9 protein-coding genes are annotated in these 14,067 nt (G+C 41.1%); 4 read left to right on the top strand and 5 right to left on the bottom strand.

All coding sequences use genetic code 11. The features are described from left to right. The first annotated feature begins 27 nt into the window (after positions 1-27). Positions 28-3,078 (top strand): efflux RND transporter permease subunit, encoded by a 3,051-nt coding sequence (locus tag NVS78_RS11015; protein ID WP_286359220.1) that lies wholly within the window; start codon positions 28-30, stop codon positions 3,076-3,078. Between the two features lie 23 nt (positions 3,079-3,101). Beyond that, complete coding sequence (locus NVS78_RS11010; protein ID WP_286359219.1) at positions 3,102-4,424, top strand: TolC family protein; 1,323 nt, start codon at positions 3,102-3,104, stop codon at positions 4,422-4,424. A 98-nt stretch (positions 4,425-4,522) separates the two neighbouring features. Here the strand turns inward: NVS78_RS11010 and NVS78_RS11005 are convergent, their stop codons facing one another. The 4 genes from NVS78_RS11005 to NVS78_RS10990 all read right to left on the bottom strand — a co-directional run bounded on the left by NVS78_RS11005 (position 4,523) and on the right by NVS78_RS10990 (position 10,537). Next, the gene (locus NVS78_RS11005) at positions 4,523-5,719 is read right to left on the bottom strand and encodes an FprA family A-type flavoprotein (RefSeq protein WP_286359218.1); all 1,197 of its coding nucleotides are present in this window, start codon (positions 5,717-5,719) and stop codon (positions 4,523-4,525) included. Positions 5,720-5,840: 121 nt separating this feature from the next. After that, complete coding sequence (locus NVS78_RS11000) at positions 5,841-7,055, bottom strand: C1 family peptidase (RefSeq protein ID WP_286359217.1); 1,215 nt, start codon at positions 7,053-7,055, stop codon at positions 5,841-5,843. Positions 7,056-7,190: 135 nt separating this feature from the next. Next, complete coding sequence (locus NVS78_RS10995; protein WP_286359216.1) at positions 7,191-8,087, bottom strand: CPBP family intramembrane glutamic endopeptidase; 897 nt, start codon at positions 8,085-8,087, stop codon at positions 7,191-7,193. A 20-nt stretch (positions 8,088-8,107) separates the two neighbouring features. Next, positions 8,108-10,537 carry an FtsK/SpoIIIE family DNA translocase gene (locus NVS78_RS10990; protein ID WP_286359215.1) on the bottom strand — a complete coding sequence of 810 codons (2,430 nt, stop codon included), beginning with the start codon at positions 10,535-10,537 and terminating at the stop codon, positions 8,108-8,110. Positions 10,538-10,897: 360 nt separating this feature from the next. On the opposite strand from NVS78_RS10990, the gene NVS78_RS10985 reads away from it, so the two are divergent. Together NVS78_RS10985 and NVS78_RS10980 are read left to right on the top strand one after the other, a co-directional pair. Then, the gene (locus tag NVS78_RS10985; RefSeq protein WP_286359214.1) at positions 10,898-12,367 is read left to right on the top strand and encodes a Do family serine endopeptidase; all 1,470 of its coding nucleotides are present in this window, start codon (positions 10,898-10,900) and stop codon (positions 12,365-12,367) included. Positions 12,368-12,466: 99 nt separating this feature from the next. Then, entirely contained in the window at positions 12,467-13,327 is an 861-nt protein-coding gene (locus NVS78_RS10980) for a sigma-70 family RNA polymerase sigma factor (protein WP_041502623.1), read from the top strand. Positions 13,328-13,370: 43 nt separating this feature from the next. On the opposite strand, the gene NVS78_RS10975 is transcribed toward NVS78_RS10980, so the two are convergent. Beyond that, a complete protein-coding gene (locus NVS78_RS10975; protein ID WP_286359213.1) occupies positions 13,371-13,880 on the bottom strand; it encodes a sigma-70 family RNA polymerase sigma factor in 510 nt (169 codons plus the stop codon). Positions 13,881-14,067: the final 187 nt, after the last annotated feature.

Below are 14,067 nucleotides of genomic sequence, written 5' to 3'. Positions count from 1 at the left end.
GGTTAAAAATCTAAAAATTAAAATGGAATGAGTCTTTCTTCGACCTGTATAAAACGTCCGGTATTTGCCACGGTAATGAATCTGATTTTAGTAATTGTGGGTGGAATCGGACTTTCTTATTTAGGTGTACGTGACTATCCCAGTGTCGATCCCCCGGTTATTTCGGTATCGACCTCTTTTGTGGGTGCTAATGCCGATGTTATCGAAACGCAGATTACAGAGCCTTTGGAAGCGGCTATTAACGGTATTCAGGGAATTCGTTCTTTGAGTAGTACGAGTCGTGACGGTCAGAGCCGGATTACGATAGAATTTGAGTTGGAGGTAGATTTGGAAACGGCTGCTAATGATGTCAGGGATAAGGTATCCGGAACCTTAAGACGTTTACCGCAAGATATAGATCCCCCGACGGTTTATAAGGCAGATGCTGACGCACAGCCTATTTTCGGAGTTTCTTTACGTAGCGATAAACGCTCTTTGATTGATTTGAGCGGATACGCCGAGCGTTATTATAAAGAGCGTTTGCAGACCATTCCGGGGGTAAGTAGTGTGGAAATATGGGGTGAGAAACGTTATTCGGTTCGTTTGCGAATGAATCCTTCTTTGTTGGCAGCCCGCAAACTGACTCCGATGGATGTGAAAGCGGCTATTGAAAATGAAAATATTGAGTTGCCTTCCGGTCGGGTGGAAGGGGATAATACGGAATTAACCATCCGAACATTAGGACGGTTGATGTCTATCGAAGATTTTAATAATTTGGTGATTTCCAGGGAAGGGGATAAATTGGTTCGTTTCCGGGATATCGGTGTGGCTGAAGTGGATGCCGAGAATGTGCGTAGTATATTGAAGCGCAATAGGGTTCCGATGGTTATCTGTGCGTTGATTCCTCAACCGGGAGCGAATTACATCGATATTGCAGATAGGGCATACCAGGTTATGGATGATTTGCAGAGAGATTTACCCGAGGATATTGAAGCCGGAATAGCTTATGATAATACTGTTTTTATTCGTGATTCCATTAATGAGGTAGAGGATACGATTCTTGAAGCTTTTGTTTTGGTCGTGTTGATTATTTTTCTGTTCCTGCGTAACTGGAGAACGACCTTGATCCCGGTATTGGCAATTCCCATTTCGCTGATTGCAGCTTTTTTCATCATGTATATGGCCGGTTTTTCCATTAATATATTGACGTTATTAGCCGTGGTTTTGGCTATTGGATTGGTTGTGGATGATGCGATTGTTGTGATGGAGAATATCTTTACGAAAATAGAGCAGGGCATGACCCCTTTAGAGGCCGGTTTTAAAGGATCCAACGAGATTTTCTTTGCTGTTATAGCGACAACGGTCGTGTTGGTTGCCGTATTTTTTCCTATTGTCTTTTTGGAGGGAACTACCGGAAGATTGTTTCGGGAATTTAGCGTGGTTATCGCGGGGGCGGTAATCGTCTCTTCTTTTGTCGCCTTGACCTTTACTCCGATGATTTCGACGAAATTATTGACGAAGGATGCGACTAAAAATTGGTTCTATCGGAAAACGGAGCCCTTCTTTGAAGGGATGAATCGTGTGTATCGCCGTTGGTTAGAGCGTTTTCTTCAGGTACGTTATTGGGCATTGATTATTATCGGTATCTCCGGAATTGCTATTTATCTTTTATGGTTGGCCATCCCATCGGAGATGGCTCCTTTGGAGGACCGTTCCAATATTCGTATTTCATCGACGGCGCCGGAAGGGGCTACTTTTGAATATACGAATCGTTATTCTCAAGAACTTTCAGCTTTTATCGAAGAGACGGTACCCGAACAGGATAAGTTGATAGAGTTCGTGGGGGGGGGACAGACCAATCGTTCCAGTTTGAATTTATGGTTAGTGAGTCCGGATGATCGAACCCGGACGCAACAAGAAATCGCTGATGAATTGGCTGTAAGCGTGCGTCAATTTACAGGAGCCCGTACATTGGTTTCTCAGCAACAAACTTTTGGAGGACGCCGTGGAGGACTTCCGATTGAGTATGTCATTCAGGCTAAGAATTTGGATGATCTGAAATCGATCTTGCCGAAATTCATGGAGGAGGTAAATAAAAGTCCCCTGTTTTCCGCGTCAGATTTAAACTTGAAGTTTACTAAACCGGAATTGACTATTAACATCGACAGGGATAAGGCTGCGGCCATGGGCGTGACCGTGCAAAATATCGCTCAGACATTGCAGTTGACGATGAGTGAGCAACGGGTAGGGTACTATATTATGAACGGAAAGCAATACCAGATATTAAGCCAGCTGGAGCGGGAGGACCGAAATAAACCTTCCGATCTGAAAGGAATTTATGTCCGGAATCAGGAAGGAAATTTGGTTTCTATGGATAATTTGATCTCTATGCGGGAGAGTTCTATGCCCCCTCAGCTATATCGTTACGATCGTTTTGTTTCCGCAACGGTTTCCGCGGGTTTGTCCAAAGGCGTAACTATTTCGCAAGGATTGAAGGAAATGGATCGGATTGCTGACGAGGTATTGAATGATGATTTTAAAACGACCCTTTCCGGTAATTCAAAAGATTTTGTGGAAAGTTCTTCCAGTTTAATGTTCGCCTTTTTGTTGGCCTTATTGTTTATATATCTGGTCTTATCCGCTCAGTTTGAAAGTTTCAGGGATCCCTTGATTATTATGTTGACCGTTCCTTTGGCTTTAATCGGAGCTATGGTTTCCTTGTGGTATTTCGGGCAGACCATGAATATTTTTAGCCAGATCGGAATCATTATGTTAGTCGGATTGGTTTCGAAGAACGGTATTTTGATCGTGGAGTTTGCCAATCAACGGAAAGCTGCTGGATTGTCTATGTCAGAGGCTATTCGAGAGGCATCGGTTTCCCGGTTGCGTCCGATCCTGATGACGAGTCTGTCTACTGTTTTGGGTATTTTGCCTATGGCTATCGCAACGGGAGCCGGATCGGAGAGTCGTGTTGCTATGGGAATCGCTGTCGTCGGCGGGATGGTTTGTTCCACATTATTGACGTTGTTTGTTATTCCGGCTATCTATACCTATTTTTCTTCTCAAAGAGTAAGAATTATAGAGGAGATAAAGGAGTAAAAAGGACTTAAAAAGAGAAAACTATGAGAAGAGAGGTGTTATATCAATCCGCGTTATGGAAAACAATCGGTATGCTTATTTTTTTTCTGGGTTTTGAATTTAACGGATTTGCCCAACAGAGAATAACTCTCCCGGAATGTATCAATCAAGCGTTGGAGTCAAATTATGCTATAAAGATAATTCGCAACGAGGCCTCCATGGCTAAGAATAGTGTGGATTATTCTTATTTTTTGCCCAGCCTGGCTATTGATGCCAGACAGAATCAGACGCGCAACGATGTGAAGACGGAAAATAGTGCGGGAGAGATCAGTAAATTATCTGACGTGAAAACCGATAATTATTCGGCCGGAGTGGCCTTGAACTGGCGTTTGTTCGATGGATTGGAAATGTTTACCACTCATGAACGTTATAAAGAGTTAGAATCCAGAGGGGAATTATCTGTAAAAATGGCGGTGGAGAATTTGATCGTGGAGGTAAGTGCCGCTTATTACGATGTGTTGGTACAGCAACATCGATTAAAAGCGGCTAAGCATTCGTTGAATTTGTCAAAAGAACGTTACGATGAAGCGCGTGTTCGCCATCAGATCGGTAATATGGCTGGTTTAGAGTCTCAACAAGCAAAAATCGATTTGAATTCGGATAGTTCTGCTTTCGTGCAACAGAAAGAGATGGTGAAAAGTGCTTATATCAATTTAAATAAATTGATGAATGTCGATTTACAGAAAGTGGCCTATGTACGGGATACGATATTATTGGACCTGCCATTGGAAATGGCGACTTTAGAGAAAAACACGTTGGTGCGTAATACGGCTTTGTTAATCGCTAAAAAGGAACAGAAAATATCCGCGTTGGATTTGAAAAATGCAAGAGCCGTTCTATTCCCGACATTGGATTTTAGTTCCGGATATAATTATAACAAGACGGATGCTCCGGCTTCTAATACGAAACTGAACCGGACAAACGGGTTTTATTGGGGATTTTCCGTGAATATTCCGATATTCAGTCGCATGCAAAATCGGACAAAAATCAGAAATGCCCGTTTGGAACAAGAGAATAGTGAGTTATCCTATAAAGAGGTAGAAAAAGAGACATTGGGTGATTTAGCGTTACTGTATAACACCTATGAAAATAATTTGTTGATGGTTGGTTTTGAACGGGAGAGTGCGGATGTTGCCGAGAAAAATTTGGATGCCGCGTTGGAGAAGTATAAATTAGGATCCCTCTCCGGTATTGAATTTCGTGAATTTCAGCGAAGTTATTTGGATGCGGTGGATAGAATGTTGTTAGCTCTTTATCAAGCTAAAGTTTCGGAACTGTCCCTATTATTGATTAGTGGAGGTATTTGAAATTGTGGATTGTGAGAAGATAGGAGAGTTACTGTAAAACAAAAGACGGTTTGCGAAACTTATTCGCAAACCGTCTTTTGAATGTATTTAATCAATCTTTAGCAAATCTCATTCAATTTATCTGCCATCGCATAGGCGATTTGACGACATTGTTCGAAATCTTCTTCTTTGGGTGCACCACAAGCTTCAACGGAAGGTGCTACCACTTCCCATTTGATTTTTTCGGCAAATTGATTGAAACGAGGCATGGCTCCTCCCGCCCAAGCTTTACCTCCGAAAAAGGCCACGACATGATTTTTAACACCCATATGTTCCAATTCGTTTAAAAAGGTCTCCATGGTGGGAAAGATGCCTCCGTTGTAGGCACAGCTACCCAAGATCACACCTTTGTAACGGAAAATATCATTAATCATATAAGAAGGATGGGTTTTGGACGTATCGTGAATTCGTATTTTTTTAATACCTTTTTCAGTCAAAAAGCGGGCGATCATATCGGCCATCTTTTCCGTATTTCCATACATAGAGCTAAAAGCGATGACTACTCCTTTGTCTGTTTCGTATTTACTCCATTTATCGTATTTCGCGACGATATCGGCGATATGGGAACGTCGAATGGGGCCATGTGTGGCACAAATCATCCGTATGGGAAGTCCTCCTAATTTCTTTAGTGCCTGTTGTGCCGGTTGTCCGTATTTTCCCACGATATTCGAGTAGTAACGGCTGATCTCTTCTTCCAAATAATCCAGATCCACTTCATCGTCGAAAACTCCTCCGTCCAATGTGCCGAAAGCACCGAAAATATCACCGCTGAACAGAATGCCTTCCGTGGATTCGAAGGTAACCATAGTTTCCGGCCAGTGGAGCATGGGAGCCATATAAAAATTCAGTTTATGTTTTCCCAGATCCAACGAATCTCCCTCTTTTACTTCCAGCAGGTTATCGTATACACCGTAAAAATTTTTCAACATGGGAAAAGTTTTCGCGTTGCCGATCACTGTTACGTCGGGATAATGACATAGTAAAGCTTTGATCGCTCCCGTGTGATCGGGTTCCATGTGGTTTACAATCAGATAATCGACTTTACGTCCGTTCAACAGTTGTTCGATGTTCTCCACGTAATCCTCCATTTTGCTTCTTTCAATGGTATCGATCAGGGCTACTTTTTCATCGATAATGAGATAAGAGTTGTAGGCTACACCTTTGGGAAGAGGCCAATAATTTTCAAATATATGAGTTCTTCTGTCGTTAACACCTACCCAATAAATGTCCTTTTTTATTTCTACTGCTTGATTCATATCGATTAAGTTTTTAATTAAACGTTTCAATTCTTCGCGAAATTATAAAAAAAAGACTGTCTTCTCGGAGGAAGGACAGCCTTTTTTTAATTTAGTTTCTCTATCGGGAAATAGAGAAAATTTATTTAAGACCTAATTTCTTTTTGATCTCTTTGGGAATTGCATTTTTGTGAATGAGGATATTCATCGTTTTTAATTGCATGAAAGGATAAGAAACATAGAAATAGCCTCCGAATTTGTTATACTTATTCCATGAGTTTTTCACGATGAAATAGGGAGTTCCGTTTTGATCTTTAGCTTTCCCGATAATTTGCATGCCGTGATCGTCGGTTGTTTGGTAGTTATCGAACTCGCGTTGTCTCATTTCCTGGGTAATCTGTTTCTCGGGAGCCGGACCATTTTTGAAAGCGTCCGGATTTTGTTGTTTTTTCGGCATAGCTTCCCATTTGGCGATTTCAGCCCCGCTCATCTCTTTGGTATCAGTTGTCGGAACCACGGCAACACCCGGATTTACAGTAGCGAATCCTTTTTCGCTAACATCGGCGCCCCAGGCAAAAGTATAACCTTTATCGATGGCTTTGTCCATTACTTCCATGAACTCATCGAGAGGTAAGTTGTATGATTCTCCCCATAACCAGTTATCCGGAACCTCAATTGCAAACGAGGTGTAAAAAGGGTGATGCGTGAAAGAGGTTAAACTGACATAGTCGTCCATATTTAGACCTACAACTTCGTCCGCGAACGTCCTGGGGGTGTATTCTTTTCCTTTGTATTGGAATTTTTCAGGTTCGGCTCCTAAATAAGCGTCTAAAATGCCTTCATATCCTTTTTTCCAAGCCGTACTTAGTTTCTTATTTTGGTTTGTGATAACCGCTTCCACGTAAGCCTTTAATACGGCGTCGATTTCACCGAATGCATGATTGGATTCTCCGTATTCCAAACCTTCGTATACTTCTAAAGGAACAATGCCGTAATTTTTAATCGTATGCACAACATCTCCGAATGAACCGCCTACACCGAAATTCAAAAAACCATGAAGGCGTACGTATTTGTCTGCTTTATCGCTATAGGCATGTCTTACCGAATACATGGCGGAAAGATTAACCGAATCTTTGCCCATACGCATCATTTCCGATTCGAAAAATGCAGTTGCTGACCAGGACCAGCAAGTTCCTGCACGACTTTGATCTTTTACCGAGAGTGTCGGTAATCTGACAATTTCCGTGAAAATATAACCTTCCGGTTTTTGCTCTTCTTCTTTTTCTTTTACTTGGGCGTTGGCAAATAGAGAGAGCCCAAAGATACAAATAAACAGTAACGAACTGATCTTCTTCATTTTAATGTGATTTGTGTGAATAATGATATGTTATTAATTCTATTTCCGTTCAGACTGTCGCCAAAGATAAAAAATTGCTTGTTCAAAACGGAAGATCAAAATTAAATTCGGTGTTTTTTAAGAAAAAAATAACATTTAAATTTTTTTCCATATATTGATTTTCGGAAAAAAACGATACTTGTTGTCGCAAATCCAGATGAAGAGCATACCGCCTATTAAAATAATGATCGGATCCCAATAAGAGGAAGTCGGATTTAAATCTTTAAATAGAGCATGCGTTTGTAGAGCTGCCGAATCATGCGTTACGAGTATGGATGCGAGAGCGTTGTTGGCAAAATGAAGGCCAAGTGCCAATTCGATACCGTCGTCTTTTACGGCAATATAGCCTAAAATAAGTCCCATGAGGATATATTGCGACATAGCGTTGAAGTAGCCGAAGCGTTCGACTTCCGGATTGCTCGAATGTAATAAACCGAAAATAAGGCCGGTCATCAGAATAGCGATCCACCTGTACTTGAAGAGTAAGGCAAAACCTTGCATGAGATATCCTCTGAATATAAACTCTTCAAAAGCAACTTGAAAAGGAATTAAGGTGATGACAATTAAGCACATGAGGATAAAAGGAAGCGGTTCGAACTGAAAAAGCAGTTCAGACTTGTCACTCAGGAGGTATTGCGAAAGCAGGGAGAGAAGTGTTATGATCCCCCATATCCCGGCTCCAAACAGAAAACGATGGATATCGAAACGGTTTCGGCCCGTGAGAATATCTACGGACTTTTTTTGATGGATGAATCTTATGCAGGTCAATAAGGTGATTACTCCCACGGCGAAAGGAAATAATACTAAGGCTAAGCCCGGATTTGTGTTAGGGACAAGGGAACTGCTGATTTGCAGGATAGAACCCGTATTCATATAAGCGCTGTAAAGCAGTACGGGAATGGAGGCTATTTGTATGGCTATAAACGTAATGGCCAGGGTAAGGACGTATCTGTACCATTGGTTTTCTCCTTTAGTTGCTTTTTCTAAAAACATAACTGATGTTTGAATGGTTACTAAAATCGTTCTCCTACAGAACGGAGTAATTGCTCCAGACTGTACTCGTCGGCAATCAGTACTTGTCTGGCCTTGCTTCCTTCGTATGGTCCCACGATACCTGCCGCTTCCAACTGGTCTATAATTCTTCCGGCCCGGTTATAGCCTATCGAGAAACGTCTTTGAATGGAGGAAGTCGAACCTTGTTGAGTATTTACGACCATTCGTGCCGCCTCTTCGAATAGCGGATCTTTGATACCGAGATCGGTTTCTGAACTAAATCCGTTTTCTGTATCCGATTGGTATTCAGGTAACATATAGGCAGACGGGTAGGCTTGTTGGTCCGCAATGAAATGGGTAACGGCATCGACTTCGGGAGTATCCACAAATGCACATTGTACGCGGACCATATCTCCGTCGGCAGAGATGAGCATATCGCCTCTTCCTATCAGTTGATTGGCTCCCGGGGAGTCTAATATGGTACGGGAGTCGATCATGGAGGCGACTTTGAAAGCGATCCGAGCCGGGAAATTGGCTTTGATGACACCGGTGATGATGTTGGTGGACGGTCGTTGAGTGGCGATAATCATATGAATTCCAACGGCACGGGCAAGTTGTGCGATTCGGGCAATGGGTTGTTCAACCTCTTTGCCGGCAGTCATGATGAGATCCGCAAACTCATCTACAACCACTACGATATACGGTAGATACCTATGGCCGTTGTTCGGGTTTAACTGACGTTTGATGAATTTCTCGTTGTATTCTTTGATGTTTCGCACCTGCGCCATTTTCAATAAATCATAACGGCTATCCATTTCGATACAGAGTGAGTTCAAGGTAGCGACCACTTTACTTGTCTCCGTAATAATCGCATCTTCTTCTTCCGGTAATTTGGCTAAAAAATGTTTTTCTATAATGGAATAGATACTTAATTCTACTTTCTTAGGGTCGACCATCACGAATTTCAACTGGGACGGATGCTTTTTGTATAATAGAGAGGTAATGATAGCGTTTAGACCTACGGATTTTCCTTGTCCCGTTGCTCCGGCTACTAATAGATGGGGCATTTTGGCCAGATCAAAGGTATAAGGTTCATTGGAGATCGTTCTGCCCAGTGCAATCGGAAGGGCGTATTTGGATTCCTGGAATGCTTTGGAGGCGATAATTCCTCGCATGGAGACGATTTCCGGATTTTGGTTCGGTACTTCAATGCCAATGGTGCCGGCTCCCGGAATAGGGGCGATGATACGGATACCCAAGGCTGCCAAGCTTAATGCGATGTCGTCTTCCAGGTTCTTAATCCGAGCTATCTTAACTCCCGGGGCTGGGACTATTTCATATAGAGTAACAGTCGGACCGATTGTCGCTTTTATTTTGGTAATTTCAATCTTATAATATCGTAATGTTTCGACGATGGTGTTTTTATTTGCTTCTAACTCTTCTGCCGTTACCTTGGGATTTCCTGACGAATGTTCTGCCAATAGCTCTAACGTGGGATAGCGATAATTAGAGAGATCTAATGTGGGGTCGTAGTCTTCGTCGGGTCGTAAGTTCCTGTTTAACTGTTCTTCCAACTTATCTGCGATTATAGTGAGCTCAATGTCTTTACCGGAATCTCCTGTTATAGTTTGTTCGTCGGATTCTGCTTCGATCCTTTTCTCAAAAGGTTCATCCTCTTTTTTTATGTTTATCTCAAAATCGGGTTGGTCTAAATCCTGTAAAGTAGGAGTATCATGAGTATCGAATTGATGTTCGAATATACTGTTTTCCTCTTCTTCCTGAGGAGATGTTTCCCCGCGAACAGATTCTTTCTCCCTTTCTTCCTCCTCTATCCTTATTGCCTCTGTTTCGGCTTCTTCTCGAATTTTTTCTTCTCTTTCAGCTTGTAGATGCGCTTGTTTTTCCTTACGCTCTCGTCTGCGGATAAAATAATTTTTTACCATGGCGACACATTTATTAAAGGCGTTTTCGAATCCGAAAAAGAGAATAACGGAAAAAGAGATTAACAGTAAAAATAAAGTTCCCACTTTTCCGACCAGTGAGTTTAACCAATTGCTGATAAAATAGCCGTGTGTCCCTCCGGGAAAAACATAACCTGTTGGGATAAAATTAAAAAGATATCCGAAGAACAGAGAACACCAGATGATAAGAATAAACCCGATCAATAGTTTTCTTGAGAACCTGTAAATGGAACGTCCCATTACCTGCAGACCTCCGATAAAAAATAGATAACAGAATATAAAAGAGGATATTCCAAACCATTGGTTGATGAAAATATCAGAGAGTATGGCACCTACTTTGCCAGCAGGATTGCCTGCTTCTATTTCGGGATTAACGATTAATTCCATCGAATTCTTGTCGACTAAACTCTGGTCAATTCCTCCTGTGAAAAAGAACCCGACAAACGAAAGCAGAAGATATACAGATAAAAAAATCAGGATTAATCCCATAATTACACGTGTTCTTGGGTCCTGTAGTATATATGGTATGTGCCAACTGCTTGATTTTGTACTCTTTTTCTGATTGATTCTTGTTATCATGTGCTTGAATTTATAGCAGACAAAGTTACAATTTATATGGGAGAGTTACAAAGTAAGGATCAATTTCCGATAAAATTTTAAATGAAGATTTTTTTGTAATATACTGACATTACGTCCCGGTATAGGGGGTATTGTACATGGTTTTGTGAAACTACAAAATCATAGGTTAAGTTATATTAATTAAGAAATTCTTAATAAGCGATTGGCAGGGATATTGTTAATATTGTGAGAAGTAAAATGAAAAGTTGAGTTAAATCAAAAGATAAAGATATGGCAATTACAAGATCATTACTAAACCTCGGGTTAGGTATGGCAGGAGGATGTATTGCATTCTTCGTTACAGGTATTTTACAAAAGGAACCGATAAAATCCGCTCAACCCTTGGAGGTCGTTTCTCCGGCTGCGGTTCGTCCGGTAACCATGGTAAACAGTAGTGCGATTAATAATGTACCTGCCGGAAACGTGGATTTAAGAGATGCTGCCAAAAAGACAGTTCCTGCCGTAGTCCATGTCAAAACGATACAGATGGGAAGGGAGATAGTGGGGAATCCTTTGTTGGAATTTTTTTACGGTAGAGCACCTCAGGTGCGGGAAGTTCCGCAACGTGTGGGATTCGGTTCGGGGGTTATTGTTTCAGAGGACGGATATATCGTAACTAATAATCATGTGATCGACGGGAGTGATGATATTACGGTCGTTTTGAACAATAAGAAAGAGTATAAGGCAAAAGTTATCGGGAAAGATGCAAATACGGATATTGCTTTATTGAAGATAGAAGAACATGGGTTACCCTATCTGGAATATGGAAATTCAGATGATGTCGAATTGGGTGAATGGGTGTTGGCTGTCGGAAATCCGTATAATTTGACTTCGACCGTGACGGCCGGGATTATTAGTGCGAAGGCGCGTGATTTGGGTATGGATAGAAGAAAAATGAATTTAAGTTCTTTTCTGCAAACGGATGCGGCTGTGAATCCCGGTAATAGTGGGGGTGCTTTGGTAAATGCCAAAGGAGAGCTGGTAGGAATCAATACGGCTATAGAATCGCCTACGGGAGCTTATTCCGGTTATGCTTTTGCGGTTCCGGCGAATATTGCTCGTAAGGTAGTCGGTGATTTGAAGAATTTTGGAACCGTGCAACGGGCCGTTTTAGGTATTCGCATGAACGAGGTAACGGCAGAATTAGCTGAAGAATTAAATCTAAAAGATGTAGGCGGAATATATGTCATAGAGGTACTTGCTAATGGAGCAGCAGCAAAGGCTGGTATAAAAGAAGGGGATATTATTAAAAAGATCAATGGCATCGAGGTTAATACTGTTTCTGCATTCCATGGCCAACTGGGGAAATATCATCCGGGAACAACGGTAAATGTAAGTGTTGAACGGAATGGGAAGAGTAGAAATATAGATGTACTTTTGCAAAATATGTATGGAGACACGGCATTGGTGGATACGAAGGATGACGGGATTTTAGGTGCGGTGGTTGAGCCATTGTCCAAAGAGGAGAGGTATCGTTATGGAATCAATAAAGGAGTGAAAATCACCGAATTGAAAAACGGGCATTTAAAAGGTATCGGATTGCAAAAAGGGTATATTATTGTAAAGATTAATAACCATTGGATATATGATAAAGACGATCTGGTAAAGGCATTGAAGATAGCAGAGAATGAAGGAGTTTTGATTACCGCTATTTCTCCGAGGGGACGGATCGAATATTTTGCATTGTCGTTACAGAATTAAAAAAAGTTAATAAACCAAAGGTGGCGATTTTAACATATTGGTATATGGATAAAATGTTCTACCTTTGCCACATATTTCGGGGAGAATATAAAAACAATTATGAGACAGCTAAAGATAACAAAATCTATAACAAACAGGGAGAGTGCATCTCTCGATAAGTATTTGCAGGAGATTGGTAAGGAGGATTTGATTACCGTGGAGGAGGAGGTTGAGTTAGCCCAGCGAATTAGGAAAGGAGATCAAAGGGCTTTGGAGAAGTTGACGAGGGCAAATTTACGTTTTGTTGTTTCTGTAGCAAAGCAATACCAAAATCAAGGATTAAGTTTACCGGACTTAATCAACGAGGGGAATTTGGGGTTGATTAAAGCTGCTGAAAAGTTTGATGAAACCAGGGGATTTAAATTTATTTCTTATGCCGTATGGTGGATTCGTCAATCTATTTTGCAAGCCTTAGCTGAACAGTCGCGTATCGTGCGATTGCCTTTGAACCAAGTCGGTTCATTAAATAAAATCAATAAAGCTTTTTCTCGTTTCGAGCAAGAACACGAACGGCGTCCTTCTCCGGAAGAGTTAGCGGATACGTTAGATTTGCCAGCCGAAAAAGTGGCGGATACGTTAAGGGTATCCGGACGTCATATCTCGGTGGACGCACCTTTCGTGGAAGGAGAGGATAATAGTCTGCTGGATGTATTGATCAACGATGATTCGCCTGTAGCGGATAAGACGTTAATCAACGAATCTTTGTCTACGGAGGTCGAGCGTGCTTTGTCTACCTTGACTGAAAGGGAACGGGATATTATTCGTCTTTTTTTCGGGATCAATTGTCAGGAGATGACTTTGGAGGAGATCGGAGAGAAATTTGGTTTAACACGTGAACGGGTTCGTCAAATCAAGGAAAAAGCGATAAGACGTTTGCGCCATTCGTCACGAAGTAAATTGTTAAAAACTTATTTAGGATAAATAAAGCGCCTTCAAGGCGCTTTATTATCTAACGGGAAAGTCACTATCTAATGTTATATTGATGTTTTTCAAAGTATTCCCGTAACTTTCGTAAAGCTGTGTATTTAAGTGTTTTAATCGTATTGACGGAAGCCCCAAGAAGTTCTGCAATCTCTTTATTTTCATAGCCGGATAATACCAGGCGCATAATTCTTGCCATTTGTCGGGGAAGTTGGTCGATAGCATGAAGTAAAATCTGGTTGGTTTCTTCTTCGATCAGTATATTTAGAATATGCGGGTCCTCGCTTTCTTCATTGATGATTTTATCGTATCGTTTTGCTTCCCTTTGACAGCTTCGAAGGTAATTTAGTGATTCATTCCGGATCATGATAAAAAGAAAATTTTCAATTGAGTTTAAGTTTTGATGTTCTTTTCTATTTTCCCAGAATTTAATGATCACTTCTTGTGCGATATCTTGTGCAATATCAGGAGAGTTGACATAGTGAAGTGCTGATGCACAGATTTTTGTATAATATTTTCGGATAAAACATTCAAGTTTTAAAACTTCTCCCATATCTCATTAAACCTTCGTTTGCTGATAGTATACAATATCCCCTCTGATATGATTAACTTTTTGTTACATATCTCTCATTATCAGTTTATTTAGAATACACATTATCGATTTTTTCCCTCGTTTTTCCCTTTCATAAAACGAAGGTTAATTTATATCGAATGTGCAAGTATAGAAATAATTTTCGAGA

The sequence above is a fragment of the Gabonibacter chumensis genome, from assembly GCF_024741215.1.
Lineage (GTDB): Bacteria > Bacteroidota > Bacteroidia > Bacteroidales > Marinifilaceae > Gabonibacter > Gabonibacter massiliensis.
The sequence above is the reverse complement of the archived record's forward strand: the minus strand, read 5'-3'. Positions and strand labels throughout refer to the sequence as shown.

What these genes read in the sequence shown, in the direction of transcription:
- NVS78_RS11015 (WP_286359220.1), top strand. Translation starts at nt 28, where the DNA reads ATGAGTCTTTCTTCGACCTGTATAAAACGTCCGGTATTTGCCACGGTA.
- NVS78_RS10990 (WP_286359215.1), bottom strand. Translation starts at nt 10,537, where the DNA reads ATGGGATTAATCCTGATTTTTTTATCTGTATATCTTCTGCTTTCGTTT.
- NVS78_RS11005 (WP_286359218.1), bottom strand. Translation starts at nt 5,719, where the DNA reads ATGAATCAAGCAGTAGAAATAAAAAAGGACATTTATTGGGTAGGTGTT.
- NVS78_RS10975 (WP_286359213.1), bottom strand. Translation starts at nt 13,880, where the DNA reads ATGGGAGAAGTTTTAAAACTTGAATGTTTTATCCGAAAATATTATACA.
- NVS78_RS10995 (WP_286359216.1), bottom strand. Translation starts at nt 8,087, where the DNA reads ATGTTTTTAGAAAAAGCAACTAAAGGAGAAAACCAATGGTACAGATAC.
- NVS78_RS10980 (WP_041502623.1), top strand. Translation starts at nt 12,467, where the DNA reads ATGAGACAGCTAAAGATAACAAAATCTATAACAAACAGGGAGAGTGCA.
- NVS78_RS10985 (WP_286359214.1), top strand. Translation starts at nt 10,898, where the DNA reads ATGGCAATTACAAGATCATTACTAAACCTCGGGTTAGGTATGGCAGGA.
- NVS78_RS11000 (WP_286359217.1), bottom strand. Translation starts at nt 7,055, where the DNA reads ATGAAGAAGATCAGTTCGTTACTGTTTATTTGTATCTTTGGGCTCTCT.
- NVS78_RS11010 (WP_286359219.1), top strand. Translation starts at nt 3,102, where the DNA reads ATGAGAAGAGAGGTGTTATATCAATCCGCGTTATGGAAAACAATCGGT.